We start from the raw sequence: 26062 nt of genomic DNA on the forward strand, positions 1-26062 counted from the left end.
CCTGTATTGCTCGCACTCGGTCTCGTCCTGGCGGCGCCTGCCACGGCCGGGACCGGTGATCTCTCCGCCTATCTGAAGGCCCGCGCCGCCGACGCCGCGGGCAGGCCGGACCTCGCCGCCGCCAGCTATGCCAAGGTGCTGGCGGCATCGCCCGACGATCCCGTCGTCGCGATCCGCGCCTACCGCGAGGCACTTGAGGCGGGCGACATGCCGCTCGCCAACCGCGCCGTCGCCGTGCTGAACAAGGCCGGCGTTGCTCCCGCCGACGCCGCGCTTCTCCCGCTCGCCGATGCCGCGCACGCGAACGATACCAAGGCTGCCGACGCCGCGATCGGCACGCTCGCCACCGGGCCGCTGGTGGTCCTCGCACCCTCGCTCTACGCCTGGGTCGCGCACGCCGAAGGCCGCGATCCCGGCCCCGCGCTCGCCACCGCCGCGAAGGATCCGGTCGCCAATCGCTTCGCCACCGAAACCCGTGATCTGATCGCAAAGGCGCCCGCTCGGCAGCCGCTTGCGATCGGCGTCTCGCGCCTGCTCGCGCACCTCGCCAGCGATCTCGCGCTCGGCGAACCCTCGCCGCTGTCGATCGCATTGGCCCAGGCATCGCTGCGCGCCGATCCAAGCTACGATCGCGCCCGCATCCTCCTCGCCCATGCGCTGGCCCGCAATGCACTGGTCGATCGCGCGCTCGTCGTCCTCGATCAGGTCGGGCCGAAAAGCCCGTTCGCGGTCGCCGCGGCCGCCGAGCGGATCGATATTCTCGCCAATGCGGACCGCGACGGCGAAGCGCTCGCCGCCGCCAAGAACCGCGTCGACCAGCCGGGCGCGGACGCGGCGGACTGGCAACGCTATGCAGACCTGCTCCTGACCACAGGCAACGCCGCCGAAGCCGCGACATGGTACCAGCGCATCATCGCCGCGGACGGCAAGTCCGGCGGCAGCTGGGGCGCCTGGCTGCAATATGGCGGCGCGCTCGACCAGGCCGGCCGCTGGCCCGAAGCGCGCGAAGCCCTCGAAAAAGCCGTCGCCCGCGGCCCCGCGCAACCGCTCGCGCTCAACTATCTCGGCTTCGCGCAGGTCGAGCACGGCGACGACATTCCCGCCTCGATCAAGCTGCTCGAACGCGCCAGTCGCCTCGACCCGACCAACGCCTCCATCACCGACTCGCTGGGCTGGGCGTACCACCTCTCCGGCGATACGGCCCGCGCACTCCCGCTGCTCGAACGCGCCGCGCAGGCCGAACCCGCCAACACCGAGATCGGCGACCACCTCGGCGACGCCTATTGGACGGTCGGCCGCCAATACGAAGCCCGCTACGCCTGGCGCGCCGCGCTCCTAACCGCCGAACCCACCGAAACCGCACGCCTAACCGCAAAGATAGCCAACGGCCTCCCCCAAAAGCCAGACGCTGACAACTTTCACCCTCTCCCTGAAGGGAGAGGAAGGCCCGCCCGGCAGAGCCGGGTGGGAAGGGTGAGGGCACGCTGCCGATGGAACTGGACGGTCGAGACTGCCATCCCGCCGATGGAGGCCTGATCTAATCCCCGCGGCCCCCGCCACCCGTCCGCCCCCTCAACACCGTCACCCCAGCGAAAGCTGGGGTCTCCCGGGAGGCACGCACCCCTCGCCAAACACAAAGATCCCAGCGTCCGCTGGGATGACGGAGATTATTTGGCTAAGCCCAAGCGCAAAGCAGACCCCGGTCCGCCCCAAACGCCGAGACCCCCATGCGCATCACCGAACCCGCCCCCGCGAAAATCAACCTGGCGCTCCACGTCCGCCGTCGCCGCGCCGACGGCTACCACGACCTCGAAACCCTCTTCGCCTTCGCCACCGAAGGCGACCTCATCACGGTAGAAGCGGCCCCCGGGACAGCTTCAAAATAGCCGGCCCCTTCGCCGCAGCACTCCTGCCAGTCTCAAGCGCGAACGCTGCCCCCAACGACACCCGGCCCCCAACAGTACCCCGGCGAAGGCCGGGGCCCAGTTGGGAGCGAACAATGAAGACGCGTACGGCTCGCCCAACGCCACCCCAACCCACGCCCCTTGGCAAGGCAATCTGGTAACCGCCGCCGCCGACGCCTTCACCACCGCCTTCGCCCCTACCAGCCACCACGCCGTAACTTTGGAAAAGCACCTCCCCATCGCCTCGGGCATAGGCGGAGGCTCGGCCGACGCGGCCGCTACTCTCCGCGCGCTGGCCCGGCTGCACGGGATCTCAAAAACCGACCCCCGCCTCCACGAAATCGCCGCAAGGCTGGGCGCAGACGTCCCCGCCTGCCTCGCCAACCGCACCACGCTTGGCACCGGCAAGGGCGACACGCTCACCGACCTCGAAGGCCTGTCCGGCACGCCACTGCTCCTCGTAAACCCAGGCGTCGCCGTCTCGACCGCGGCAGTCTTCAAAACCTGGGACGGCAAGGACCGAGGCCCGATCCCCGACGGCACCCTCCTCGATCGCGCAAAAGCCGGCCGCAACGACCTAGAACCCCCGCGCTGACGCTGGCCCCCGAGATCGCCCAGGTCCGCGCGCTTCTCGACGCGGCGGAAGGCGTCCTCCTGTCCAGAATGTCCGGCTCCGGCGCCACCTGCTTCGCCCTGTTCGAAACCCCCAGGCCCGAGACGCAGCGGCTACCGCCGCGCAAGCCCATGGCTGGTGGACCCTCGCAACGACGCTCGCCTGATCAAACGCGGGCCCTAACAAGCCCGGCCCGGATAAAGATTGAGCGGATCTCGATCAAAAGCCGCCGTCTTCCCCGTCATTCCCGCGGAGGCGGGAACCCATACCGGCTGGTGTCGCAACAGGATCGCTAGCCTTTGAGTTTATGGATCCCCGCCTGCGCGGGGATGACGACCGGTCACATATCGATGTGGCCAAATCTTGCGGTGCCGCGAGCAGGGCCCGCGCGCCCGCAACCAAACCCAGATCTTTTCCGCGTTAACCCGTCGTTCTCTACTTGTTCTACCAGAACAAATAGAATACATGATGTTTGACGCGTTGAATGGCACGCGCGCTTGCTTTAGCGATGGGAGCTTATCAATGGCCGCTAATCTGAAAGTGATCGACACCGGCATGGCAACCGCAACCAACGACCGCCAGAAGGCGCTCGACGCCGCGCTCGCGCAGATCGACCGCGCGTTCGGCAAGGGCTCGGCGATGCGCCTCGGCTCGAAGGAAACCATGCAGGTCGAGGTCATCTCGACCGGCTCGCTCGGGCTCGACATCGCGCTCGGCGTCGGCGGCCTGCCGCGCGGCCGCGTGATCGAGATCTACGGTCCGGAAAGCTCGGGCAAGACCACGCTCGCGCTCCACGTGATCGCCGAGGCGCAGAAGGGCGGCGGCACAGCGGCGTTCGTCGATGCCGAGCACGCGCTCGATCCGGTTTATGCCAAGAAGCTCGGCGTCAACATCGACGAGTTGATCGTGTCGCAGCCCGACACCGGCGAGCAGGCGCTCGAGATCGTCGACACGCTGGTCCGCTCGAACGCGATCGACGTGCTCGTGGTCGACTCGGTCGCAGCCCTCGTGCCGCGCGCGGAAATCGAAGGCGAGATGGGCGACAGCCATGTCGGCCTCCAGGCCCGCCTGATGTCGCAGAGCTTGCGGAAACTCACCGGCTCGATCAGCCGCTCGCGCTGCATGGTGATCTTCATCAACCAGCTCCGCATGAAGATCGGCGTCATGTACGGCAACCCGGAAACGACGACCGGCGGCAACGCGCTGAAGTTCTACGCTTCGGTCCGGCTCGACATCCGCCGCATCGGCGCCATCAAGGCCGGCGAAGAGGTCACCGGCAACCAGACGCGCGTGAAAGTCGTCAAGAACAAGGTCGCCCCGCCGTTCAAGCAGGTCGAATTCGACATCATGTACGGGCAGGGCGTCTCGAAGCTCGGAGAGATCCTCGATCTCGGCGTGAAGGCGGGGCTCGTCGAGAAGTCGGGCGCGTGGTTCAGCTACGACAGCGTCCGTCTTGGCCAGGGTCGCGAGAACTCGAAGACCTTCCTCAAGGACAACCCCGAAACCGCCGACCGCCTCGAAAAGCAGATCCGCGCCCGCACCGACAAGGTCGCCGAGGAAATGATGGCCGGCCCCGACGCCGAAGACGACGTATAAGACCCTTCACCCTCTCCCTCCGGGGAGGGAGGGCCCATTGCTCTCGCAATGGGAAGGTGAGGGCACGCGGCGGATGGTGCGCGGTGGCATTGGCATCTCGGCATCGCGCTTCGGACCGACACCGGCACCGGCTTTGCACCAACATCGGCATTGGATCGCACCGCACCGCACCGCCCCAAACCCCACCCCGGCGAAGGCCGAGGCCCAATTGGAAAGGTGGCAATAACGAAGCGCAATCCTTCGTTACGATCGTCCCCCAACCGGGCCCGCCTCCGCCGGCGTGGCATCTACCGAACGCCAGCCCCACCACCTTGTTCTCCCGCGAAGGCGGGAGCCCAGTCTGGATCCCCGCCTTCGCGGGAAGCAAGCAAGTGCAGACGACCGCGCAAAGCAGCGCAACGGGCTCGGCGATGCCTCCCAATGTCCAACGCCAAACCCACAATTCCCCAACGCCAAACCCGCGCGAGCGTCTATACTTCCTATACTTCACTCCAAAACGCCGCCCCCCGATCCGACCATGAGGCACCCCAACCCATGACCACAGCCCACGATTGGACCGGCAGAATAGGCGACGTCTGGGCCGAGGAATGGCGCCGAACCGACCGCAGCTTCACTAACCTGACCCCGCATTTGAACGCAGCGATCCTCGCCGCCGCCACGCCCCAAACCCGCAAGGTCATCGACATAGGCTCCGGCGCTGGCGCGACCTCACTCGCCACCGCGCAAGCCCTCCCGAACGCGACCGTAACCGGCATCGATCTCTCGCCAACCCTGATCGAGATCGCCAGACACCGCGCCGAAACCCAGGTCAACGCTTGCTTCGAATGCGCCGACATCACCGTCGCCGCCGCGAACCACGCCCCGACAGACCTCTACGTCTCGCGCCACGGCGTCATGTTCTTCGCCGACCCCATCGCCGCCTTCGCCACGCTCGCCGAAGCCGCCGCCCCCGACGCTTCACTCGTCTTCTCTTGTTTCGCCGAACGCGCCGCCAATCGCTGGGCCACCGAGACCGTCGCTGCGACTGGCGGCGATCCCAACGCTCCTGCCAATACCGCACCCGGCCCCTTCGCGTTCGCCGATCCGAAATATGTCGCCGAAATCCTCGCGACCGCAGGCTGGAATGCCGCTCCGCCTCAGCGCCTGAATTTCGCCTACCGAGCAGGCGAGGGCGCCGATCCCGTGGCCGATGCCGTCGACTATTTCCGCTGCATAGGCCCGGCGGCCTCCGCCATCCGCGACGCGGTCCCCGAGGAACGCGAGCGCCACATCGCGCGTCTGACAGACGTCTGCGCGCGTCACAGCGACGGCGATACGGTAGAGTTTCCCGCGGTCGCCTGGATCTGGACCGCGCACAAATCAGCCATTTAGAACAACAGGCGGAGCCAGCATGATCATCGTCCACCACCTCGAAAACTCGCGATCGCAGCGCATTTTGTGGATGCTCGAGGAGCTCGGCCTCCCTTACGAAATCAAGCGCTACGAGCGGAACAAGCAGACCATGCTCGCCCCGCCAGAACTCAAGAAGGTCCATCCCCTTGGCAAGTCGCCGGTGATCGAGGATGACGGCCAAGTCGTCGCCGAAACCGGCGCGATCGTCGAATATCTGGTCGACAAGGCGGACGGAAAGCTCGGCGCCCCCGCGAACCGTACCGATGCGCTACGCTACCGCTTCTGGCTGCATTACGCAGAAGGCTCGATGATGCCGCCGCTGCTGCTGAAGCTCGTCCTCGCGCGCGTCCCGATCATGGGCAAGGTCGCGGTCAAGAAAATCCAGCCGATGATCGACGTCCACCTCGACTATGTCGAATCCGAACTGTCGCAACGCCCCTGGTTCGCCGGCGCGGACATGACCGCTGCCGACATCATGATGAGCTTCCCCTCGAAGCCGCCCGCAGCCGCGGCGGCCTGAACGAGTCCCGCCCCGCGACGATCGCCTGGCTGGCAAAAATCCACGCCCGTCCGGCGTATCAGGCGGGGCTCAAGAAGGGCGGGCCTTACGCCTACGCTTGAGGGCTGCAGATCAAGAACCGCATCGAGACTAAGAACGCGACCCACCCCTAAACACCACCACGGCGAAGGCCGGGGCCCAGTTGAAAAGGTGGTAGTAACGAGGCGCGGCGGTCACCATTAGCGTCCCCCAACTGGACCCCGGCCTTCGCCGTGGTGGTACTTCTTCAGTGATCCGCCCCCGTAAAAGGGCATCCTTGAGACGTCATCGGCTCAACATCGCCAATCGCCTCAAACCCGCCCCGGCCCGATCTTCCCGTAGCTGTCCACATTCACCTTCGGCCCATGCCCGGTCGGCGCGACGGGCGGATCGCGATCGGCCGGCTCGCGCTCGTCGAGCCCGCCCTCCCATTTCGCCACGACGGTCGCCGCCACCGCATTCCCGATCACGTTCGTCGCCGAGCGCCCCATGTCGAGGAAATGATCCACCGCCAGGATCAGCAAAATCCCCGCCTCCGGAATCTTGAACATCGACAGCGTCCCCGCGATCACGACCAGCGACGCACGCGGCACGCCCGCAATCCCCTTCGACGTCACCATCAGCACCAGCAGCATCGCGATCTGCTGCCCGATCGGCATGTGGATGCCGTAGGCCTGGGCGATGAACAGCGACGCGAACGTCATGTACATCATCGACCCGTCGAGATTGAACGAATAGCCCAGCGGCAGCACGAAGCTCGCGATCCGTGGCGGCACGCCGAATCGATCGAGCGCCTCCAGCGTCCGCGGGTACGCCGCCTCGGACGACGCCGCCGAGAAGGCGAGAATGAGCGGATCGCGGATATACCGCACCAGCAACCGCGTCCGCGGCCCGATCAGCACGAACGCGATCCCGATCAGTATCGCCCACAGCAGCGCCAGGCCGATATAGAAGGTCAGCATGAAATAGCCGAGCTGGCCGAGGATGGTCGGCCCCCGCTCGGCAAGCGTCGCGGTTACCGCCGCGAACACCGCGAACGGCGCGAACCGCATCACATAATTGGTGATCTGCAGCATCACCGCGACCAGCGCCTCGATCGCCTTGACCAGTGGCGCGGCCTTGTCGCCGACCGCGGTGATAGCGACGCCGACGAACACTGAGAACACGACGATCTGGAGGATTTCGTTGCTCGCCATCGCCGCGATCATCGAATCGGGGACGATGTGCGTAATGAACTTGGCGAGATCGAACGCCGCGCGATCGACGCCGCTCGACGCGGTGGCCGGCGGGATCGCGAGTTCGAGGCCGACGCCTGGCTGCAACACGTTGACCAGGATCATGCCCAAGGTGAGCGACAACAGACTCGCGCAGACGAACCAGCCGAGGCTGCGCAGACCGACCCGCCCAAGCGCGCCGGTGTCGCCCATATGCGCGATCCCCACGACCAGCGTCGAGAAGACCAGCGGCGCGATGATCATCTTGATCAGCCGCAGGAACAGGGACGTCACGATCGAGAAATAGCCGGCGATGTCCTTCAACCGCGCGGCGGACTCGGGCGTGCCGTCGTCGATCGACGCGTTCAGGACCCAGCCGACGACCATCCCCGCGACGAGGCCGAACAAGATGTAATAGGTTAGCCGCTTGGCCATCAATCGCTCCCGAGAAGTGCGGACAGGGAAGGGGATTGCGGCGCCCGGGTCAAGGACCCTATCGTCCGGCGATGTCGACCACACCCCGTAAATCCGCCTTCGGTCCCTCGCGCCGCGACCTGTTGAGCCTCGCGATCGCGGCGCCTTTGCTTTCGATCCCCGCGATCCTCCGCGCGGCCGAACCCGATTTGTCGGCGCTGTCCGACATCACCGGCACGACCAGGCCGATCGACGCGACGGAGCGCGCCGCGAGGCTCGCCCGCGCGCAATCGTTGATGAAGGCGGCGGGCATCGGCGCGGTGCTGATCGAGCCGGGATCGTCGATGATCTACTTCACCGGCGTCCGCTGGCACACGAGCGAGCGGCTGACGCTGGCAATCCTGCCGGTCGAGGGCGAACCGTGCATCGTCACGCCGTTCTTCGAGGAGCCGTCGGTGCGCGAGACGCTCGCCGTTCCCGCCGAGGTGCGCGTGTGGCAGGAGGACGAGAACCCGCTCGCCGTCGTCGCCGGGTTCCTGCGCGACCGGAAGCTCGCCACGCGGCCGATCGGGCTGGAGGCGGAAGTGCGCTATTTCGCCTATGCCGGCCTCCAGCGCGTGCTCCCCGAGGCGAGGATCATGTCCGCCGACCCGGTCGTCCGCGCCTGCCGCATGATCAAGACCCCCGCCGAGATCGCGCTGATGCAGGCCGCGACCGAGGTCACGCTCGCCGCGTATCGCTGGACCTATGCGCGGGTCGAGAAGGGCATGACCGGCCCCGAGATCGGCGTGCTGATGAACGCCGCGACCAAGAAACTCGGCGGCGCGCCGGAGTTCGCGCTCGCACTGATCGGCGAGGCGTCCGCCTATCCGCATGGCAGCCGCGAGATCCACCGCGTCGCCGACGGACAGGTCGTGCTGATGGACTGCGGCTGCACCGTGCAGGGCTATCAGTCCGACATCTCGCGCACCTGGGTCCACGGCGCGGCGACTGCGGACCAGCGCAAGACCTGGGACCAAGTCGCCCGCGGCCAGCAGATCGCGCTCGCCGCGGCGAAGATCGGCGCGACGGCGGACAGCGTCGACGATGCGGTGCGTCGCTATTATGAAACGCTTGGCTATGGCCCCGGCTACAAGCTCCCCGGCCTGTCGCATCGCACAGGTCACGGGATCGGTATGGACGGCCACGAACCCGTCAACCTCGTCCGCGGCGAGGGCACGAAGCTGGCCGCGGGAATGTGTTTCTCCGACGAACCGGGCATCTACATTCCCGGCAGATACGGGGTGCGGATCGAGGATTGCTTCCACATGACCGACGCCGGGCCGAAATGGTTCAGCGAGCCGCCCAGGTCGATCGATGCGCCGTTGGGGTAGGGCGAACGCCTCGGGAACGCCACTACCCCTACCAACGCCGCTACTCCAGCAACGTCACCACCCCGGCGAAGGCCGGGGCCCAATTGGGGGACTGCGATAACGAAGCGCTAAGCTCCATTATTTCCACCTTTCCAATTGGGCCCCGGCCTTCGCCGGGGTGGTGGCGGTGCGCGGTGGTGGCTCGTAGCGAACCGCAGCCCCCGCTGTCTTGTTCTCCCGCGAAGGCGGGAGCCCAGACTGGATCCCCGCCTTCGCGGGGAAACAAGCTTTCTTGGTTTCAATTGGATACGTGCAGCGCGGGCGTTCGCCGACACCCTTCTCTAGCGCACGACGCTCTCTCACACCCGACTTGAGCGAACCGCGCCGCTCGCCTAAGTCCCCGCGCATGACATCGACGAACGACATCCGCCGCGGCTTCCTCGACTATTTCGGATCGCAGGGGCACCAGATCGTGCCCAGCGCGCCGCTCGTGCCGCAGAACGACCCGACGCTGATGTTCGTCAACGCCGGGATGGTGCCGTTCAAGAACGTCTTCACCGGCCTCGAATCGCGCCCCTACACCACCGCGACCTCGTCGCAGAAATGCGTCCGTGCCGGCGGCAAGCACAATGATCTCGACAATGTCGGCTACACCGCGCGCCACCACACCTTCTTCGAAATGCTCGGCAATTTCTCGTTCGGCGATTATTTCAAGGAACAGGCAATCGTCCACGCCTGGACGCTGCTCACGCGCGAATGGGGCCTGTCACCCGACAAATTGACCGCCACCGTCTACCACACCGACGACGAGGCATTCGACCTCTGGAAGAAGATCGCCGGCCTCCCCGATCACCGCATCATCCGCATCCCGACCAAGGACAATTTCTGGTCGATGGGCGACAACGGGCCGTGCGGGCCGTGCTCGGAGATCTTCTACGACCACGGCGAGCACATCTTCGGTGGCCCTCCCGGCAGCCCCGACGAGGATGGCGACCGGTTCGTCGAAATCTGGAACCTCGTGTTCATGCAATATGAGCAGGAAAATGCCGAGATCGTCGGCAACCTGCCCAAGCCGTCGATCGACACCGGCATGGGGCTCGAGCGCATCGCCGCGGTGATGCAGGGCGTCACCGACAATTACGACACCGACACGTTCAAGGCGCTGATCGCAGCGTCGGGCGCGCTGACGCACACCGCCACAGATGGCGCCAACACCGCCAGCCACCGCGTGATCGCCGATCACCTGCGCACTGCCGGTTTCCTGATCGCGGACGGCGTGCTGCCCGCGAGCGAAGGCCGTGGCTATGTCCTGCGCCGGATCATGCGCCGCGCGATGCGCCACGCGCACATTCTCGGCGCGAAGCGGCCACTGATGCACCGGCTCGTCACCGCGCTCGTCACCGAGATGGGCGCCGCCTACCCCGAACTGTCGCGCGCCCGTCCGCTGATCGAAGCGACGTTGCAGCAGGAGGAAACCCGCTTCCGCCAGACGCTCGACAAGGGGCTGAAGCTGCTCGACGAAGCGACCGCGGACATGACCGACGGCACGCTCGCGGGCGACGTCGCGTTCAAACTCTACGACACCTACGGCTTCCCGTACGACCTGACCGAAGACGCACTGCGCGAGCGCAACATCGCGGTCGACCGCGCAGGTTTCGACACCGCGATGGCCGAGCAGAAGCGCGCCGCCCGCGCCGCCTGGAAGGGCTCGGGCGCAAAGGCCTCGGACGACATCTGGTTCGACATCGTCGAGCAGACCGGCGGCACCGAATTCCTCGGCTACGCGTCGGACACCGGAGAGGGCGAGGTCGTCGCGCTGGTCAAGGACGGCGCGCGGGTCGACCACGCAACGGCTGGCGATACCGTCGCGATCGTCGTCAACCAGACGCCCTTCTATGGCGAGAGCGGCGGGCAGGTCGGCGACGCCGGTCACATCTCCAACGATACCGGCCTCCGCGCGAACGTCACCGAGACCTCGAAGCAGCTCGGCCGCGTGTTCGTCCACCACGCGATGGTCGACTCCGGCGAGATCAAGGTCGGCGATCCGGTCAAGCTCCAGATCGACGTCGCCCGCCGCGCCCAGATCTGCGCCAACCACTCCGCGACCCACCTCCTGCACGAAGCTCTCCGCGAACGCCTCGGCACGCACGTCGCGCAGAAGGGGAGCCTCGTCGCGCCCGACCGCCTGCGCTTCGACTTCTCGCAGCCGGTCGCGATGACCCCCGCCGACATCGCGCAGGTCGAGGCCGACGTGAATGCACAGGTCCGCGGCAACGGCGCGGTAACGACGCTGCTGATGACCCCCGACGACGCGATCGCGATGGGCGCGATGGCGCTGTTCGGCGAGAAATACGGCGATGAGGTCCGCGTCGTGTCGATGGGCTCGACCGACGAGGGTAAGACCTATTCGATCGAGCTGTGCGGCGGCACGCACGTCACCGCGCTCGGCGATATCGGCCTGTTCAAGGTGGTCGGCGAAGGCGCGGTCTCCAGCGGGATCCGCCGTGTCGAAGCGCTCACCGGGGAAGCGGCCCGCGCGTACCTGACCGGTCGCGACGATCGCCTGCGCGAAGCGGCGGCGGTGTTGAAGTCGACGCCCGACGAGGTCCCGGCGCGCGTCGCGTCCCTCCTCGAAGACCGCCGCCGCCTCGAACGCGAACTCGCCGACGCGAAGAAGGCGCTGGCACTCGGCGGCGGTGGATCGGGCGAAGCGGCTGGCCCGGAGCAGGTCGGCGGCATCGCCTTCATCGGCCAGGTGCTGAACGACTTCGAGGCGAAAGGCCTGCGCGGCGCGGTCGACGAAGCGAAGCAGCGGCTCGGCTCCGGCATCGCGGTGATGGTCGCGATCAACGACGGCCGCGCTTCGGTCGCGGTCGGCGTGACCGCGGATCTGGTGGCGAGCCACAACGCGGTCGACCTGCTGAAGATCGCGGTGGCGACGCTGGGCGGGCAGGGCGGGGGCGGCCGTCCCGACATGGCGCAGGGCGGCGGCCCCGATGGCGAGAAGGCTGCGGATGCGGTGGCGGCGGTGCGGGCTAAACTCGAGGCGGTGGGCGCCTAAAGCTCGCCGGCGTCGCACGCTGACCCCGAGCAGTGTTCCCCGCGGACGCGGGGCCCAGCTAGGCATCGCTAGCGAACGGGACCCCTGGACCCCCGCGTTCGCGAGGGAACAGAAGACGGCGCCGCACAATCAACACCACCCCGGCGAAGGCCGGGACCCAATTGGCAAGGCCGATGTAACGGAGGAACGCCCACCGTTATCGCCGTCCCCCAATTGGGCCCCGGCCTCCGCCGGGGTGGTGCTCGTGGTGGGTCAATGGCTTGCGCGAAGTACGAAGCTCAGCCCCCACGCACCTTCGCCAGCGTAGTCCCAGCGGTAATCGCCTCGATATCCGTCACCAAGTGCAACATCCGCACCCCACTACGCGCCATCGCCCGGTCCAGCGCCTCCGCAAAATCCTCCGTCTTCGCAACAGTCTCCGCCCAACACCCATAAGCCCGCCCCAGCGCCGCAAAGTCCGGATTGCGCAACGCCGTCCCCGAAACCCGCCCCGGATACTCCCGCTCCTGATGCATGCGGATCGTCCCGTACCCGCCATTATCCACCACCAGCACCAGCATGTCCGCGCCATGCGCAACCGCGGTCGCGAGTTCCTGCCCGTTCATCAAAAAACACCCGTCCCCCGCCAGCGCCACGACCGTCCGCTCCGGATGCCTGAGCGACGCCGCGACCGCCGCCGGCACCCCATACCCCATCGCCCCGGCAGTCGGCGCAAGCTGCGTGCCCGGCCCGGCATACGCCCAGTACCGATGCCACCACCCCGAATAATTCCCCGCGCCGTTGCAGATAATCGTATCCGCCGGCAGCCGCTCGCGCATCGCGGTCACGCAGGGCCCAAGGTCCATCACCAGATCCCGTGGCGCCGGCGTCGACCACGTCGACCACGCCGCATGCGCCTCTTGCCCAGCAGTCCGCGGCGGCAGGTCGAGCAGCAGCAAGGCCTCCGCGAACTCCGCCATCCCCGCACACACCGCGACATCCGCGCGGTACGCCCGGTGCAGCTCGTCCGGATCGGGATGGACATGGATCAGCCGCTGCCCGGGATGATCGGGCGTGATCAGCGCATAGCCATCGGTCGTCGCCTCCCCCAGCCGCGGTCCGACGACCAGCAGCAAGTCCGCCGCTTTCACCCGCTCGACGAGCTTCGGATTGGGGCCGTACCCAAGGTTTCCCGCCCAGACCGGACAGTCGTTCGGAATAGCATCCTGCCGCCGAAACGCCGCCGCAACCGGAACACCGTTACGATCCGCCCATGTCGAGAACGCCCCCGACGCGGCCACATCCCAGCCTGCGCCCCCGACGATCGCGACCGGCCGCTCGGCGGTCGTCAGCAGATCGGCAAGCAGGTCCATCGTATCGGCATCGCAAGCCTGCGCCACCCGCTCGACGCGCGGCCGATCGACCGCCTCGACCACATCCAGCAACATGTCCTCAGGCAACGCCAGCACCACTGGCCCCGGCCGCCCAGACATCGCCGTCGCATAGGCCCGCGCGACATATTCCGGGATCCGCCGCGCATCGTCGATCCGCGCCGCCCACTTTGCGATCGGCGAAAACATCGCCTGGAAATCGATCTCCTGGAACGCCTCGCGGTCGCGCGTGCCGCGGTCGATATCGCCCACGAACAGGATCATCGGCTGCGAATCCTGCATCGCGACATGGACCCCGATCGACGCATTGGTCGCGCCGGGCCCACGCGTGACGAACGCCACGCCCGGCCGATGCGTCAGCGTCCCATCGGCGCACGCCATGAACCCGACGCCGCCCTCTTGCCGGCACACGACGAGGTCGATCGCCGGCGTATCGTGCAGCGCGTCGAGCACCGCCAGGAAGCTCTCCCCGGCACGGTGAAGATCCGGTCGCAGCCCTGTGCGACGAGTTGGTCGACCAGGATACGGCCGCCGGTGCGTGGTGTGATCATGGCAGCATCCTGCCGTTCGTTGTGCGCGAAGTCGAGAAACGGTTACGCTGGCGTCGAAGCCGGGGCAAACCCGACTCGCTCGGAGAGGTTCATGACCGAATTCACCACCGTCGCCAGTGGCTTGCGCTTCCCCGAGGGTCCAGTCGCGATGCCCGACGGCAGCATCATCCTCGTCGAGATCGAAGCCGGACGCATCACCCGCATCGCCCCCAACGGCGCCAAAACGACGGTCGCCGAACCCGGGGCGGCCCCAACGGCCTCGCGCTTGGCCCCGACGGCAAGCTATATTGCTGCAACAATGGCGGCTTCGCGTGGCGCGAGACCAACGGCTTCCTCACCCCGCACGGCCAGCCGCACGACTATTCCGGCGGCCGCATCGAGCGGATCGACATCGCCACCGGCGCGATCGAAATTCTCTACAGGAACGGCGATTTCGGCTGCTCGCTGCGAGGCCCCAACGACATCGTCTTCGATCTCGCACGGCGGCTTCTGGTTCACCGACCACGGCAAAACGCGCGACCGCGCCCGCGACATCACCGGCATCTTCTACGCGAAAGCCGACGGGACCCAGCTCAAAGAAGTGATCTTCCCCAGCGAAAACCCCAACGGCATCGGTCTCTCCCCGACGGCACGCGGCTCTACGCGGCAGAGACCTTGACCTGTCGCCTGATGGCGTTCGACATCGTCGCGCCTGGCAAGGTCGCCAGCGCCGCGGGCACGCCGCTCTACCGCCCCGCCGGCTACAAGTTCTTCGACTCGCTGGGAATCGAGGCATGCGGCAACATCTGCGTCGCGACGATCGGCGAATGCGGGATCAGCGTGATCTCGCCCGCCGGAGAGCTGGTCGAGTTCGTCGCGACCGACGACGTGTTCACGACCAATATCTGCTGGGGCGGTGCGGACGGCATGGACGCCTACATCACCTGCTCGGGCAGCGGCCGCCTAGTGAAGACCCGGTGGAAGCGCCCCGGCCTGACGCTCGCGCACTGAGTCGCCGCGAGGGGCGTTGCCGAGCGCGAGGCGCCGCCTTATGCGAGGCGAAAGACCAGAGGAGGATGCATGGCGAACAAGCGCTACACCGATGCGGCAACGGCACTCGAAGGCGTGCTGTTCGACGGCATGACGATCTGTGCGGGCGGGTTCGGGTTGTGCGGCATCCCCGAGCGGCTGATCGACGCGATCGAGGCGTCTGGGGTGAAGGACCTGACGATCGCCAGCAACAATGCCGGGATCGACGGGCAGGGGCTGGGGAAACTGCTCCGCTCGCGCCAGGTGAAGAAGATGATCTCGTCCTACGTCGGCGAAAACAAGGAATTCGAGCGGCAGTATCTGAGCGGCGAGCTCGAGGTCGAGTTCTGTCCGCAGGGCACGCTCGCCGAACGCTGCCGGGCAGGGGCGCGGGCATTCCCGGCTTCTACACCAAGACCGGCGTCGGCACGCAGGTCGCCGAGGGCAAGGAAACGAAGGTCTTCGACGGCCAGGAATACATCCTCGAACGCGGCATCCGTGCCGATCTCGCGATCATCAAGGGCTGGAAGGCGGACGAGAGCGGCAACCTCATCTTCCGCAAGACCGCGCGCAACTTCAACCAGCCGATGGCAACGGCGGGGAAGATCTGCGTCGCCGAAGTCGAGGAGATCGTCCCGGTCGGCAGCCTCGATCCCGACACGATCCACCTGCCGGGCATCTACGTAAAGCGCATGATCGTCGGCGCGCCCTACGACAAGCAGATCGAATTCCGCACCGTCCGCGAGCGCGCGACGGCATGACGCGAAGCGCACCGGTGTATCGCAAGCACCCCCGTTCTCCTGCGCACGCAGGAGTCCAGGGTCACGGGCGCTGCGGCTGGTATCCTGGACCCCTGCGTTCGCAGGGGCACTGGCGCTCCAGGGATGCATCAGCGTCTCCGCGCCAACGTCGGTATCGCCCGCGACCGCCGCGGTCCCCGTGACGGTGAACGGCATCCCCGCCGGCATGCAATATCTCTACGCCTCGGGCGAAGCCGCCGCTGTCAGCATCCAGGCCTGGAACGCGCTCGTCGGCTACGTCCGCGCGCAACGCACGCCAACCTCCGTCGTCCTCGCCCAAGGCGCCACGCTCGCCGCGCCCACCTGGACCACCTGCGGCACCAAGCCGAAAGCCGCAGTGTTCGACGTCGACGAGACAATCCTCCTCAACCTCGGCTTCGAATACGACGCGGCGTCCGGCCAACCCTGGTCCGATGCCCGCTGGCAGGACTGGGAACGCACCGGCATCAAGCAGGTCGCCGCCGTCCCCGGCGCCCGCGAAGCGCTCACCGCCCTGCGCGCCATCGGCGTCACCGTGATCTTCAACACCAACCGCTCCGCCGCCAACGCCGCACAGACAGAGGCCACGATCGAAGCCGCCGGCCTCGGCCACGCGCGCCACGGCGAGACGCTGTTCCTGTCGGGTGACGACGCGACCGGTTCCAAGAAGGACGGCCGCCGCGCGACGATCGCCGCGAAATACTGCGTCGTCGCAATGGGCGGCGACCAGATCGGCGACTTCAGCGACCTGTTCAACGCCGGCCAGACCCTCGCCGCGCGCCGCGCCGTGGTGCAGTCACCCGCGATCGCCGCGAAATGGGGCGCAGGCTGGTTCGTCCTCCCCAACCCGGTCTACGGCACCGCGCTGAAGGGCAGCCGCGACGAGGTATTCCCGCCCGCATTGCGCTGGGCCCCGACCGGAGGCGTCAAGCAATGACCGACCACCCGAACGCGATCGCACTCGACAACGGCGCGCAACTCACCGCCGACTCGGTCGAAGTCGCGCGCATCTGGATCACCGACGGCGCGGGCAGCAACGTGCTGATCGACGCGGGCATCCTCGAGGATCCGACCGTGTTCGGCTACCTCCTCGCCGACACGATCCGCCACGCCGCGCGCGCCTATGTGGGCACCTGGGGCCTTGCCGAGGACACCGCGTTGCAGGCGATCGTCGACGGCGTCGGCACCGAACTCCGCGAACAGTTCACGACCATCACCACCATCCAGGAAGGAATGCACTGATGCCCTGGGACCGTAACCAGATGGCCGCGCGCGCGGCGCAGGAACTCAAGGACGGATACTACGTCAACCTGGGCATCGGCATCCCGACGCTGGTCGCGAACAACATTCCCGAGGGCATGACCGTCACGCTCCAGTCGGAAAACGGCATGCTCGGGATCGGGCCGTTCCCGTACGCGGGCGAGGAGGACGCCGACCTGATCAACGCGGGCAAGCAGACGATCAGCGAACTCCCCTCGTCGGTGTATTTCAGTTCGTCGGACAGCTTCGCGATGATCCGCGGCGGCCATATCGACCTGACGGTACTTGGCGCGATGGAGGTCAGCGAGGACGGCGACATCGCCAACTGGATGATCCCGGGGAAAATGATCAAGGGTATGGGCGGCGCGATGGACCTCGTCGCGGGCGTCAAGCAGATCATCGTCGTGATGGACCACAATGCTAAGGATGGGACGCCAAAGTTCATCCCGTCCTGCACGCTGCCGCTGACCGGCAAGAACGTCGTCGACATGATCGTCACGGACTTGGCGGTATTCCAGCGCCCTGATCACGACAGCCCGTTCCAGCTGGTCGAACTCGCCCTCGGCGTGACCGCGGACGAGGTCGCGGCGAAGACGACGGCGCACTACACCGCCTAATGAAGCGCGCCGCCATCGTCATCGCGCTGATCGTGATCCTGATTGCGGGCGCGGCGTTCACGGCCGGGCCCGCCACGCTCAGCGTCCTCGACGGCGTGATGGGCGGCGGGCGCGGCACGGCGCGGGTGAGGAAGGTGTCCCGTTCGGCACGCACGGCCAGAAGCTCGACGTCTGGCGTCCATCCGGTGGCGCGAAGACCGGCCTGCCGGTGCTGATCTTCTGGTACGGCGGCGGTTGGGTCCACGGCTCGCGCGACGCCTACGCGTTCGCGGCGCGCGCCTATGCAAAGGCGGGCTACGTCGTCGTCATGCCCGACTACCGCAAGGTTCCCGACGTCCGCTTCCCCGCCTTCGTCCAGGACGGCGCCGAAGCGGTGAAGTGGACCCGCGACCACATCGCGCAGTCGGGCGGAGACCCGAACCGGATCGCCGTCGCCGGCCATTCCGCGGGCGCCTACACCGTCGCGATGCTGACGCTCGACCAGCGCTGGCTGAAAGCGGAAGGCGTCGACCCGCACATCATCAAGGCCGCGGTCGGCCTGTGCGGGCCCTATGATTTCTACCCCTTCACCGCCAAGCGCGCGATCGACGCGATGCAGGGCGCCGCCGATCCGGTGATGACCCAGCCGATCCACTTCGCGCGGGCGGACACGCCGCCGATGCTGCTAATTACGGCGGGCGACGACACGCAGGTAAAGCCGCACAACGCCATCAACCTCACCGCGCGGTTGAAGGCGCTCGGCGCACCGGTCACGCACATCGACTATCCCGGCCTCAGCCACGAAAACGTGGCGATGGCGCTGTCGAAGCCGTTCCGCGGGAAAGCGCCGGTGCTGGCCGACAGCGTCGCGTTCCTGAACCGGGCGATGCCTCCTCCCGTCATCCTGACGAAAGTCAGGACCCAGAGCCACGAAAGTTGCGCGTGGTAGCCTAGGTCCTGACTTTCGTCAGGATGACGTAGTCTATGTCGATCCCCTCGCCGTTTTCCCCGCGGAGGCAGGGACCCAGTCTGGACTCCCGCCTTCGCGGGAGAACATCTTCTCGCGATCGCTCTACGCACACGGTTCAGCGACCGAAAATTACATCGAACCTTGGCGCGGCAGCCTATTTCGGTTAACGCGCGCCCCATCATGGCCACTCCACAAACGCTGTACGAAAAGATTTGGGCGGCGCACGTCGTCGAACGCCGCGACGACGGCACCTGCCTAATCTATATCGACCGCCACCTCGTCCACGAAGTCACCAGCCCGCAGGCCTTCGAAGGTCTCCGCGTGGCGGGCCGCAAGGTACGCCGCCCCGACCTGACGCTCGCCGTCCCCGATCACAATTTGCCGACCACCGCGCGGAAAGACGCCGCCGGCCGCGTCCTGCCGATCGCCGACCCCGAGAGCGCGCAACAGCTCGACGCGCTCCGCCGCAATACGACCGAGTTCGGCATCGACTATATCGATGCAATGGCCGTCGAGCAGGGCATCGTTCACGTCGTCGGTCCGGAACAGGGCTTCACGCTCCCCGGCACCACGCTGGTCTGCGGCGACAGCCACACCTCCGCGCACGGCGCACTCGGTGCTTTGGCGTTCGGGATCGGCACTAGCGAAGTCGAGCATGTCCTCGCCACGCAGACGCTGTTGTTGTCGCAGGCCAAGACGATGGAAGTCCGCGTCGATGGCAAACTCGGCTTCGGCGTCAGCCCGAAGGACGTCATTCTCGCGATCATCGGCAAGATCGGCGCGGCCGGCGGTACCGGCCACGTCATCGAATTCACCGGCAGCGTGATCCGCAACATGTCGATTGAGGGTCGCCTGACGATCGCCAACATGTCGATCGAGGCGGGCGCCCGCGCCGGCCTGATCGCGCCCGACGACACCACATTCGCCTACCTCAAGGGTCGCCCGATGGCGCCGACCGGCGAGAACTGGGATCGCGCCGTCGCGTGGTGGCGTCGCCTCGCCACCGATCCCGGCGCGAAGTACGATAAGTCCGTCGTGCTCGACGCCGCCGATATCGCCCCCGGCCTGACCTGGGGCACCAGCCCCGAGGACGTCGTGCCGATCACCGGCGTCGTCCCCGAACCGTCGAGCTTCGCCGATCCCGCCAAGCAGGCGGCCGCACGAAAGTCGCTCGAGTATATGGGGCTCACCGCCGGCACCGCGATGCGCGACGTGACCATCCAGCACGTCTTCATCGGCAGTTGCACCAACAGCCGTATCGAGGATCTCCGTGCCGCCGCGGCGATCGCCGACGGCCGCCACGTCGCGACCGGCGTCCGCGCTCTCGTCGTCCCTGGTTCGGGCCTCGTGAAGCGGCAGGCCGAAGCTGAAGGGCTCGACAAGATCTTCATCGACGCCGGTTTCGAATGGCGCGAGCCGGGCTGTTCGATGTGCCTCGCGATGAACCCGGACAAAGTCCCTGCGGGGAGCGTTGCGCTTCCACGTCGAACCGTAATTTCGTCGGCCGACAGGGTCCCGGAGCCCGCACGCATCTGGTATCACCTGCGATGGCGGCAGCGGCGGCGGTGACCGGTAAGCTGAGCGACGTCAGAGAGTTGATGGGGGAACGAGCATGAAGAAGGTTTTCGTATTGCTGGCGGCTGGCGCAATGATCAGCGGCGTCGCGGCCTATGTCGCATCGGCGCGCACCACCCCGGAGCGCACGGAACAGCGATGACCCCCGTCACGACCGTCTCGGGCCGCGCCTATCCCTGGGGCGCGAAGAACATCGACACCGACGTCATCATCCCGGCGCACTGGCTGAAGACGATCACGCGCACCGGCCTCGGCCGCGGCGCGTTCGAAACGGTCCGCGCGCAGCCCGGCAACATATTCGACGACCCGCGCTATGCCGGCGCGCCGATACTCATTGCCGGCGATAATTTCGGCTGCGGCTCCAGCCGCGAGCATGCCGCCTGGGCGCTCGCCGACATGGGCATCACCGCGGTGATCGCGCCGAGCTTCTCGGACATCTTCTCGGGTAACGCATTCAAAAACGGCATCGTCCCCGTCGTCCTCCCGCAAGAGGCGATCGACCGCCTCCTCGAGGTCGCCAAGGATCAGGTCGTCACCGTCGATCTCGAGACGATGACCGTCACCACCCCGTTCCAGGACCGCTTCACCTTCGAACTCGACGCATTCCGCCGGCAATGCCTGATGGAAGGGCTGGACGAAGTCGGTCTGACACTGGCAAGGGATACCCAGATTTCAAATTTCGAGGAGGCGGTCGCATCGAGATCGCCCCTGGATGGCGGTGGAGAGCGGGTATGCGGGCATTGGTATCGAAGGCGATCGGCGGACCTGAAACTCTGGAAATGGTCGAGCTGCCCGATCTGGTGGCCGGCCCCGGAGAGGTCGTCGTCGCGGTTAAGGCCTGCGCGATCAACTTCCCCGACGTCCTGATCATCGAGGACAAATACCAGTTCAAACCGCAGCGCCCGTTCGCACCGGGCGGCGAGATCGCCGGCACGATCGCTTCGATCGGCGAAGGCGTGACGGGCTGGGAGATCGGCGACCGCGTGATCGCGATGCTCGGCCACGGCGGCCTGTGCGAGCAGGTCATCGCCGACCCCGCCAAGCTCTATCGCCTCCCCGAAGGCCGCAGCTTCGCAGAGGGTGCCTCGCTGATCCTCACTTACGGCACGACGATCCACGCGCTGCTGGACCGCGGCCACATCCAGGCGGGGCAGACCTTGCTCGTCCTCGGCGCAGCCGGCGGGGTAGGCCTCGCCGCGATCGAACTCGGCAAGGCGTTCGGCGCAAAGGTCGTCGCCGCGGTCTCGTCCGAGGAAAAAGCCGCCGCCGCCAAATCCGCCGGTGCCGACGAAACGCTGATCTACGCCCGCACGCCGTTCGACAAAGACCAGTCGAAGGCGCTCGCCGAACAGTTCAAGGCCGCGGTCGGTCGCGACGGCGCGCACGTGATCTACGATCCGGTCGGCGGCGATTATGCCGAGCCGGCGCTGCGATCGATCGCGTGGGAGGGCAAGTACCTCGTAGTCGGCTTCCCGCCGGCATTCCCAAGCTGCCCCTCAACCTGACGCTACTAAAGAGCTGCGACGTTTGCGGCGTATTCTGGGGCGCGTTTGCCGCCCGCGATCCGAAGGCGAACCAGGCGCATATCGAAACGCTTTTCGCCCTATGGGCCGAGGGAAAGATTGCGCCACGCGTGACCGAAGTCTTCGCGTTCGAAGACGGCGGCAAGGCGATCGCCAAGATGGCGGCGCGCGGCGCTATCGGAAAACTCGTGGTGGAGGTCGGCTGACGCCGGCCGTCCCGCGCCTTGTTCGGCTCAACCCATTCAGCTTGTCGGGTTGAGCCGTTGAGACGAAGCCGTTCAGACGAAGTTGTAGACGACAGCCCCGATGGCGGCCCACATCATGACGGATGCCAGCACGCCGTACGCCAAGCCATGCACGACTGGCGGTGCCGTCCGCATAGGAGTGGTAGGGGCAGGTGCCGAAAAACCGATCATGATCACTCTCCTGCTCGCGCATATTGTCACGTAGCCGTCTTATATATCGGTCATTTCGTCGCTCTACGCTAGTAGGATCTCTACTGCGTTTCGTCGATTGTTGCGTAGCGGCGGTCGGCGACCTATCTCGGGCTCGACGACGAGACTGAACGGGGACCCGCGATATGACCATTTTCGAAGATCGCGAACGCGCCAGCGAAGCTCATTTCGCGCGCGAAGAGGAGATGGCGTTCCGGATTACCGCGCGCCGCAACCGCCTGCTCGGGGGATGGGCCGCGCACGAGATGAAGCTCACGCCCGAGGAGACCGACGCGTACGCGACCGCTCTTGTCCATGCCGACATGGAGGGTGGCGGCGACGACGACGTCGTGCGCAAGCTCGTCGGCGATCTGACCGCAGCCGGCCTCGACCATGACGAAGCGACCGTCCGCCGCGCGCTCGCGCAGCAGATGATCGAGGCGCGTCGCCAATTGCTGGAGTCGCGCTGACATGCCAATGGCTGCCGACGACATCGCGACCATGATCCGCGACGCAATTCCCGATGCCAAGGTCGAGATCACCGATCTCGCCGGCGACGGCGATCACTATGCCGCCAAGGTGACCGCGGCGAGCTTTGCGGGGATGAGCCGCGTGAAGCAGCATCAGGCCGTCTACGCCGCGCTCGGCGGACGGATGGGCGGCGTCCTGCACGCCCTGCAACTTACGACCGCAATTTCCTGAGGACCGACACATGACCGACGATTCCAACGCCCGCATCGATGCCCTGGTCAAAGCCAGCCCGGTAGTGTTGTTCATGAAGGGCAGCCCGCTCTTCCCGCAGTGCGGCTTTTCCAGCCGGGCGATCGCGATCCTCAACCATCTCGAGGTCGAGTTCGAGAGCGTCGACGTGCTGCAGGACCAGGGCATCCGTCAGGGCATCAAGGCCTATTCGGACTGGCCCACCATTCCGCAGCTCTATGTCGACGGTGAATTCGTCGGCGGCTCCGACATCATGATGGAAATGTACGAAAGCGGCGAACTGAAGCAGTTGTTCGAGACACAAAAGGCGAACTGAGGCGCCAGGCATCGGCTGACTTGAGAATGACACCGGGGAGGGTGGATCGACGCGAGACCGGACGGTAGCGGTCGATCCACCCTACATGAACGCGGATGCGCTCGGTGACGTCGTAAGCGATGCACTCACCATGCCAATTTGCCCGCGCCCGCAATTTGCGCGGTCTTCGATAGTTAACGCCATCCTCGCCGACGGCCGACATGTAAAGAACGCCGACGATCGACTGTAACACGCAGGTCTTGCCATCGCCGCACGGACCCGCCATCTCGCACCCATGGCTGAGCATCCGACCGGTATCCCGATCCAGCTCGAGCCGCTCGTGCTCCGCGTGCTCGCGCCCAATCCGTCGCCCTACACCTATACCGGCACGCAGACGCACATCGTCGGCACCACCGACCTTGCCGTGATAGATCCCGGCCCCGACGATCCCGCGCATATCGAAGCCTTGATCCGCGCGATCGATGGCCGCCCGGTCAACGCGATCGTCGTCACGCACCATCATCGCGACCACAGCCCCGCCACGCGTCCGCTGCGAGCGATCACCGGCGCCCTGATCGTCGGTGCGGCACCTTTCGACCTCGACGACGCGGGCGCGCGGGCGGACGCGTCGTTCGACCCCGCCTATGCCCCCGACCAGATTCTCGCCGAGGGCGACACCGTCGACGGCGATGGCTGGACGCTCCAGGCGATCGCAACGCCGGGCCACACCTCTAACCACCTCGCCTTCGCGCTGCCCGAGACGAAGGCGCTGTTCTCCGGCGATCACGTGATGGGCTGGTCGACCACGATCGTATCGCCTCCCGATGGCAACATGACGGCGTACATGGCGAGCCTCGAAAAGCTGATGGGGCGCGACGACAGCGTCTATTATCCCGGCCACGGCGAGGCGATCGAAAAGCCGCAACGCCTCGTCCGCGGCATGCTCGGCCACCGCAAGCAGCGCGAGGGCCAGATCCTCCGCCTGCTCCGCGACGGTGCACGGCTGATCCCGGCGATGGTCGAGCGCATGTATGTCGGTCTCGACCCGCGGCTCGTGCCGGCCGCCGAGCGATCGGTGCTGGCGCATCTCTACGATTTGCAAACCCGCGGACTGGTAATCGAGGAAGGCGAGACATGGCAGACGATAACCTGAGCCCCGACCCGACCCCCGTGCGTAGCGGCGGCGTCAGCGCATTCCTGGCCAAGGCGGTCGGCGTGATCGTCATACTCGTGCTTGCAGGGTTGCTCGCGCTGTGGGGCGTGCAGCGCTATGTCAGCGACCGGCTGACGCCCGATCCGACGACGATCGCCAGTGCCAGCCTGGCGGGTCTGCGCGAGCAGAATCGCCTGTCCGCCTTCGCCGCGCGCTATGTCGCGGTCGTCACCTCGAAACAGACGCAACTGGGCTTCACCACCGAGAAGACGCTGATCATGCCCGGCATGGTCCGCTACGAGGTCGACATGGCCAAGCTGACCCAGGCGGATGTCGCCTGGGACGGCACCGCCAAGACGTTGTCGGTGCGCCTGCCCGCGGTCGAGGCGGACGGCCCGCAGGTCGATCTGAACGCGGTCCGCGAATATGGCTCGGGCGGCGTGCTGACCACCTTCACCGATGCCGAGAAGCGCCTTGACGCCGCCAACCGTCGCGCCGGCCAGATCGAACTGATCCGCCAGGCGCGCGAACCCGCCATGATCAAGCTCGCGCGGGACGCCACGCGCAGGGCGGTGGAACGCAGTTTCGCGATGCCGCTGCGCGCCGCCGGGATCGACGCGACCGTCGCGGTTCGCTTTGCCGACGAACCGGTCGCGAATACGGAGCGCTGGGACACCTCGCGCTCGCTGCAGGACGTGCTAGGGAATGCACGTTAAACTCGGGATACGACCATGGAATTGAACCAGAACTTCGCCGGCATCGACATCCGCGCCGAGATCGAGCGCCTCCGCAAGGAGAAGAACGCCGTCATCCTCGCGCATTACTACCAGAAGCCCGAGTTGCAGGATCTCGCCGATTTCGTCGGCGACAGCCTCGATCTGTCGCGCAAGGCGGCGGCGACCGACGCCGACGTCATCGCGTTCTGCGGCGTGCGGTTCATGGCCGAGACCGCCAAGATCCTGTCGCCCGACAAGATCGTCGTGCTGCCCGACATGGACGCCGGGTGCAGCCTGGAGGACAGCTGCCCGCCCGAGCAGTTCGCGGCCTTCCGCGCCAAGCATCCCGATCACATCGCGCTGACCTACATCAACTGCTCGACCGAGGTGAAGGCGCTGTCCGATATCATCGTCACGAGTTCGTCGGCGGATACGATCCTCGCGCAGATCCCGCTCGACCAGAAGATCATCTTCGGCCCGGACCGCAACCTCGGCGGCTATCTCGCGCGCAAGACGGGTCGCGACATGCTGCTGTGGCCGGGGGTGTGCATCGTCCACGAGGCTTTCAGCGAAACCGAACTGATGAAGCTCAAGGCGCAGCATCCCGGTGCGCCCGTCGTAGCGCACCCCGAATGCCCGCCGATCATCCTCGATCACGCGGATTATGTCGGCTCGACGCGCGGCATTCTCGATTATGCGCTGGCGATGTCGGGCGACACGCTGATCGTCGCGACCGAACCGCACATCATCCATCAGATGGAAAAGGCGCTGCCGAACAAGCGCTTCATCGGTGCACCCGGCGCGGACGGCAACTGCAACTGCAACATCTGCCCGTACATGGCGCTCAACACGCTGGAAAAACTCTATGTCGCGCTACGCGATCTGAGCCCGCGCATCGAGATCGAGGAGGGGCTTCGACTTCAGGCCAAGAAGAGCCTCGACGCGATGTTGTCGATGGCCTCGAACACGGTCGGCAAGGGTGATCTCGGGCCCCAATGACCCCCGGGGCCGTGGATCGGGCGGGGTGT

The 26062-nt window shown here is 66.6% G+C and carries 22 protein-coding genes and 7 pseudogenes; 26 read left to right on the forward strand and 3 right to left on the reverse strand.

The genetic code is table 11. The features are described 5' to 3' along the window. Nucleotides 1–6: 6 nt before the first annotated feature. The 7 genes and pseudogenes from AC0IX7_RS19650 (at nucleotide 7) to AC0IX7_RS19680 (ending at nucleotide 6126) form a co-directional block, all read left to right on the forward strand. Nucleotides 7–1536 (forward strand): tetratricopeptide repeat protein, encoded by a 1530-nt coding sequence (locus AC0IX7_RS19650; RefSeq protein ID WP_471813530.1) that lies wholly within the window; start codon nucleotides 7–9, stop codon nucleotides 1534–1536. A gap of 191 nt (nucleotides 1537–1727) precedes the next feature. Continuing rightward, nucleotides 1728–1909 (forward strand): annotated as a pseudogene (locus AC0IX7_RS19655) (4-(cytidine 5'-diphospho)-2-C-methyl-D-erythritol kinase); the annotation flags it as partial. Between the two features lie 77 nt (nucleotides 1910–1986). Further along, a complete protein-coding gene (locus tag AC0IX7_RS19660; RefSeq protein WP_471813531.1) occupies nucleotides 1987–2499 on the forward strand; it encodes a GHMP family kinase ATP-binding protein in 513 nt (170 codons plus the stop codon). A gap of 14 nt (nucleotides 2500–2513) precedes the next feature. Beyond that, nucleotides 2514–2813 carry a hypothetical protein gene (locus AC0IX7_RS19665; protein WP_471813959.1) on the forward strand — a complete coding sequence of 100 codons (300 nt, stop codon included), beginning with the start codon at nucleotides 2514–2516 and terminating at the stop codon, nucleotides 2811–2813. A gap of 226 nt (nucleotides 2814–3039) precedes the next feature. Then, the gene (gene recA, locus AC0IX7_RS19670) at nucleotides 3040–4113 is read left to right on the forward strand and encodes a recombinase RecA (protein WP_132739051.1); all 1074 of its coding nucleotides are present in this window, start codon (nucleotides 3040–3042) and stop codon (nucleotides 4111–4113) included. A 534-nt stretch (nucleotides 4114–4647) separates the two neighbouring features. Then, the gene (locus tag AC0IX7_RS19675) at nucleotides 4648–5484 is read left to right on the forward strand and encodes a class I SAM-dependent methyltransferase (RefSeq protein ID WP_471813532.1); all 837 of its coding nucleotides are present in this window, start codon (nucleotides 4648–4650) and stop codon (nucleotides 5482–5484) included. A 19-nt stretch (nucleotides 5485–5503) separates the two neighbouring features. Then, nucleotides 5504–6126 (forward strand): annotated as a pseudogene (locus tag AC0IX7_RS19680) (glutathione S-transferase family protein). Between the two features lie 228 nt (nucleotides 6127–6354). On the opposite strand, the gene AC0IX7_RS19685 reads toward AC0IX7_RS19680, so the two are convergent. Then, a complete protein-coding gene (locus AC0IX7_RS19685; RefSeq protein ID WP_471813533.1) occupies nucleotides 6355–7692 on the reverse strand; it encodes a dicarboxylate/amino acid:cation symporter in 1338 nt (445 codons plus the stop codon). A 71-nt stretch (nucleotides 7693–7763) separates the two neighbouring features. On the opposite strand from AC0IX7_RS19685, the gene AC0IX7_RS19690 reads away from it, so the two are divergent. Both AC0IX7_RS19690 and alaS read left to right on the forward strand, forming a co-directional pair. Then, nucleotides 7764–9044, forward strand: coding sequence for a M24 family metallopeptidase (locus AC0IX7_RS19690; protein ID WP_471813534.1), 1281 nt, complete (start codon nucleotides 7764–7766; stop codon nucleotides 9042–9044). 385 nt (nucleotides 9045–9429) lie between these two features. Beyond that, a complete protein-coding gene (alaS, locus tag AC0IX7_RS19695) occupies nucleotides 9430–12084 on the forward strand; it encodes an alanine--tRNA ligase (RefSeq protein WP_471813536.1) in 2655 nt (884 codons plus the stop codon). Between the two features lie 278 nt (nucleotides 12085–12362). Here alaS and AC0IX7_RS19700 read toward each other — a convergent pair. Continuing rightward, nucleotides 12363–14005, reverse strand: a pseudogene (locus AC0IX7_RS19700) (thiamine pyrophosphate-binding protein). A 91-nt stretch (nucleotides 14006–14096) separates the two neighbouring features. Between AC0IX7_RS19700 and AC0IX7_RS19705 the strand changes: the two are divergent. The 11 genes and pseudogenes from AC0IX7_RS19705 (at nucleotide 14097) to AC0IX7_RS19755 (ending at nucleotide 21922) form a co-directional block, all read left to right on the forward strand. Continuing rightward, nucleotides 14097–14663, forward strand: a complete 567-nt coding sequence (locus tag AC0IX7_RS19705) for an SMP-30/gluconolactonase/LRE family protein (RefSeq protein WP_471813537.1) — start codon at nucleotides 14097–14099, stop codon at nucleotides 14661–14663. Continuing rightward, nucleotides 14660–14995 (forward strand): SMP-30/gluconolactonase/LRE family protein, encoded by a 336-nt coding sequence (locus AC0IX7_RS19710; protein ID WP_471813539.1) that lies wholly within the window; start codon nucleotides 14660–14662, stop codon nucleotides 14993–14995. Before AC0IX7_RS19705 ends, AC0IX7_RS19710 begins: the two co-directional genes overlap by 4 nt. 69 nt (nucleotides 14996–15064) lie before the next feature. Beyond that, nucleotides 15065–15774, forward strand: a pseudogene (locus tag AC0IX7_RS19715) (CoA transferase subunit A). A 178-nt stretch (nucleotides 15775–15952) separates the two neighbouring features. Continuing rightward, nucleotides 15953–16729 carry an HAD family acid phosphatase gene (locus AC0IX7_RS19720; protein ID WP_471813540.1) on the forward strand — a complete coding sequence of 259 codons (777 nt, stop codon included), beginning with the start codon at nucleotides 15953–15955 and terminating at the stop codon, nucleotides 16727–16729. Further along, entirely contained in the window at nucleotides 16726–17034 is a 309-nt protein-coding gene (locus tag AC0IX7_RS19725; RefSeq protein ID WP_471813541.1) for a DUF5076 domain-containing protein, read from the forward strand. Before AC0IX7_RS19720 ends, AC0IX7_RS19725 begins: the two co-directional genes overlap by 4 nt. Further along, complete coding sequence (locus AC0IX7_RS19730) at nucleotides 17034–17669, forward strand: 3-oxoacid CoA-transferase subunit B (RefSeq protein WP_471813543.1); 636 nt, start codon at nucleotides 17034–17036, stop codon at nucleotides 17667–17669. Before AC0IX7_RS19725 ends, AC0IX7_RS19730 begins: the two co-directional genes overlap by 1 nt. Then, nucleotides 17669–17884, forward strand: coding sequence for a hypothetical protein (locus AC0IX7_RS19735; RefSeq protein ID WP_471813544.1), 216 nt, complete (start codon nucleotides 17669–17671; stop codon nucleotides 17882–17884). Before AC0IX7_RS19730 ends, AC0IX7_RS19735 begins: the two co-directional genes overlap by 1 nt. Further along, on the forward strand, nucleotides 17878–18597 hold the full coding sequence (locus AC0IX7_RS19740) for an alpha/beta hydrolase (protein WP_471813546.1): 720 nt from the start codon (nucleotides 17878–17880) through the stop codon (nucleotides 18595–18597). Before AC0IX7_RS19735 ends, AC0IX7_RS19740 begins: the two co-directional genes overlap by 7 nt. 201 nt (nucleotides 18598–18798) lie before the next feature. Further along, nucleotides 18799–20234 (forward strand): annotated as a pseudogene (gene leuC / locus AC0IX7_RS19745) (3-isopropylmalate dehydratase large subunit). A 97-nt stretch (nucleotides 20235–20331) separates the two neighbouring features. Further along, nucleotides 20332–20962 (forward strand): annotated as a pseudogene (leuD, locus tag AC0IX7_RS19750) (3-isopropylmalate dehydratase small subunit). After that, nucleotides 20925–21922 (forward strand): annotated as a pseudogene (locus AC0IX7_RS19755) (NADPH:quinone oxidoreductase family protein). The pseudogenes leuD and AC0IX7_RS19755 overlap by 38 nt, the downstream one beginning before the upstream one ends. Nucleotides 21923–21994: 72 nt before the next feature. Here AC0IX7_RS19755 and AC0IX7_RS19760 read toward each other — a convergent pair. Continuing rightward, nucleotides 21995–22132 carry a hypothetical protein gene (locus tag AC0IX7_RS19760; RefSeq protein WP_471813548.1) on the reverse strand — a complete coding sequence of 46 codons (138 nt, stop codon included), beginning with the start codon at nucleotides 22130–22132 and terminating at the stop codon, nucleotides 21995–21997. A gap of 164 nt (nucleotides 22133–22296) precedes the next feature. Between AC0IX7_RS19760 and AC0IX7_RS19765 the strand changes: the two genes are divergently transcribed. The 6 genes from AC0IX7_RS19765 to nadA all read left to right on the forward strand — a co-directional run bounded on the left by AC0IX7_RS19765 (nucleotide 22297) and on the right by nadA (nucleotide 26033). Further along, the gene (locus AC0IX7_RS19765) at nucleotides 22297–22620 is read left to right on the forward strand and encodes a DUF1476 domain-containing protein (protein ID WP_187505126.1); all 324 of its coding nucleotides are present in this window, start codon (nucleotides 22297–22299) and stop codon (nucleotides 22618–22620) included. Between the two features lies 1 nt (nucleotide 22621). Further along, nucleotides 22622–22852: a BolA/IbaG family iron-sulfur metabolism protein gene (locus AC0IX7_RS19770; protein WP_187505125.1), complete on the forward strand. Its 231-nt coding sequence runs from the start codon at nucleotides 22622–22624 to the stop codon at nucleotides 22850–22852. Nucleotides 22853–22862: 10 nt separating this feature from the next. After that, nucleotides 22863–23186, forward strand: a complete 324-nt coding sequence (gene grxD / locus AC0IX7_RS19775) for a Grx4 family monothiol glutaredoxin (RefSeq protein ID WP_187505124.1) — start codon at nucleotides 22863–22865, stop codon at nucleotides 23184–23186. A 274-nt stretch (nucleotides 23187–23460) separates the two neighbouring features. Continuing rightward, nucleotides 23461–24318 (forward strand): MBL fold metallo-hydrolase, encoded by an 858-nt coding sequence (locus AC0IX7_RS19780; protein ID WP_471813550.1) that lies wholly within the window; start codon nucleotides 23461–23463, stop codon nucleotides 24316–24318. Further along, entirely contained in the window at nucleotides 24300–25034 is a 735-nt protein-coding gene (locus AC0IX7_RS19785) for a DUF4230 domain-containing protein (protein WP_471813552.1), read from the forward strand. Before AC0IX7_RS19780 ends, AC0IX7_RS19785 begins: the two co-directional genes overlap by 19 nt. Nucleotides 25035–25049: 15 nt before the next feature. After that, a complete protein-coding gene (gene nadA, locus AC0IX7_RS19790) occupies nucleotides 25050–26033 on the forward strand; it encodes a quinolinate synthase NadA (RefSeq protein ID WP_471813554.1) in 984 nt (327 codons plus the stop codon). Nucleotides 26034–26062: the final 29 nt, after the last annotated feature.

The sequence above is a fragment of the Sphingomonas sp. AC411 genome, assembly GCF_979253035.1.

Coding starts and splice junctions, on each gene's coding strand:
- recA (WP_132739051.1), top strand. CDS start 3,040: ATGGCCGCTAATCTGAAAGTGATCGACACCGGCATGGCAACCGCAACC.
- AC0IX7_RS19675 (WP_471813532.1), top strand. CDS start 4,648: ATGACCACAGCCCACGATTGGACCGGCAGAATAGGCGACGTCTGGGCC.
- AC0IX7_RS19685 (WP_471813533.1), bottom strand. CDS start 7,692: ATGGCCAAGCGGCTAACCTATTACATCTTGTTCGGCCTCGTCGCGGGG.
- AC0IX7_RS19690 (WP_471813534.1), top strand. CDS start 7,764: ATGTCGACCACACCCCGTAAATCCGCCTTCGGTCCCTCGCGCCGCGAC.
- alaS (WP_471813536.1), top strand. CDS start 9,430: ATGACATCGACGAACGACATCCGCCGCGGCTTCCTCGACTATTTCGGA.
- AC0IX7_RS19705 (WP_471813537.1), top strand. CDS start 14,097: ATGACCGAATTCACCACCGTCGCCAGTGGCTTGCGCTTCCCCGAGGGT.
- AC0IX7_RS19725 (WP_471813541.1), top strand. CDS start 16,726: ATGACCGACCACCCGAACGCGATCGCACTCGACAACGGCGCGCAACTC.
- AC0IX7_RS19730 (WP_471813543.1), top strand. CDS start 17,034: ATGCCCTGGGACCGTAACCAGATGGCCGCGCGCGCGGCGCAGGAACTC.
- AC0IX7_RS19735 (WP_471813544.1), top strand. CDS start 17,669: ATGAAGCGCGCCGCCATCGTCATCGCGCTGATCGTGATCCTGATTGCG.
- AC0IX7_RS19760 (WP_471813548.1), bottom strand. CDS start 22,132: ATGATCGGTTTTTCGGCACCTGCCCCTACCACTCCTATGCGGACGGCA.
- AC0IX7_RS19765 (WP_187505126.1), top strand. CDS start 22,297: ATGACCATTTTCGAAGATCGCGAACGCGCCAGCGAAGCTCATTTCGCG.
- AC0IX7_RS19770 (WP_187505125.1), top strand. CDS start 22,622: ATGCCAATGGCTGCCGACGACATCGCGACCATGATCCGCGACGCAATT.
- grxD (WP_187505124.1), top strand. CDS start 22,863: ATGACCGACGATTCCAACGCCCGCATCGATGCCCTGGTCAAAGCCAGC.
- AC0IX7_RS19780 (WP_471813550.1), top strand. CDS start 23,461: ATGGCTGAGCATCCGACCGGTATCCCGATCCAGCTCGAGCCGCTCGTG.
- AC0IX7_RS19785 (WP_471813552.1), top strand. CDS start 24,300: ATGGCAGACGATAACCTGAGCCCCGACCCGACCCCCGTGCGTAGCGGC.
- nadA (WP_471813554.1), top strand. CDS start 25,050: ATGGAATTGAACCAGAACTTCGCCGGCATCGACATCCGCGCCGAGATC.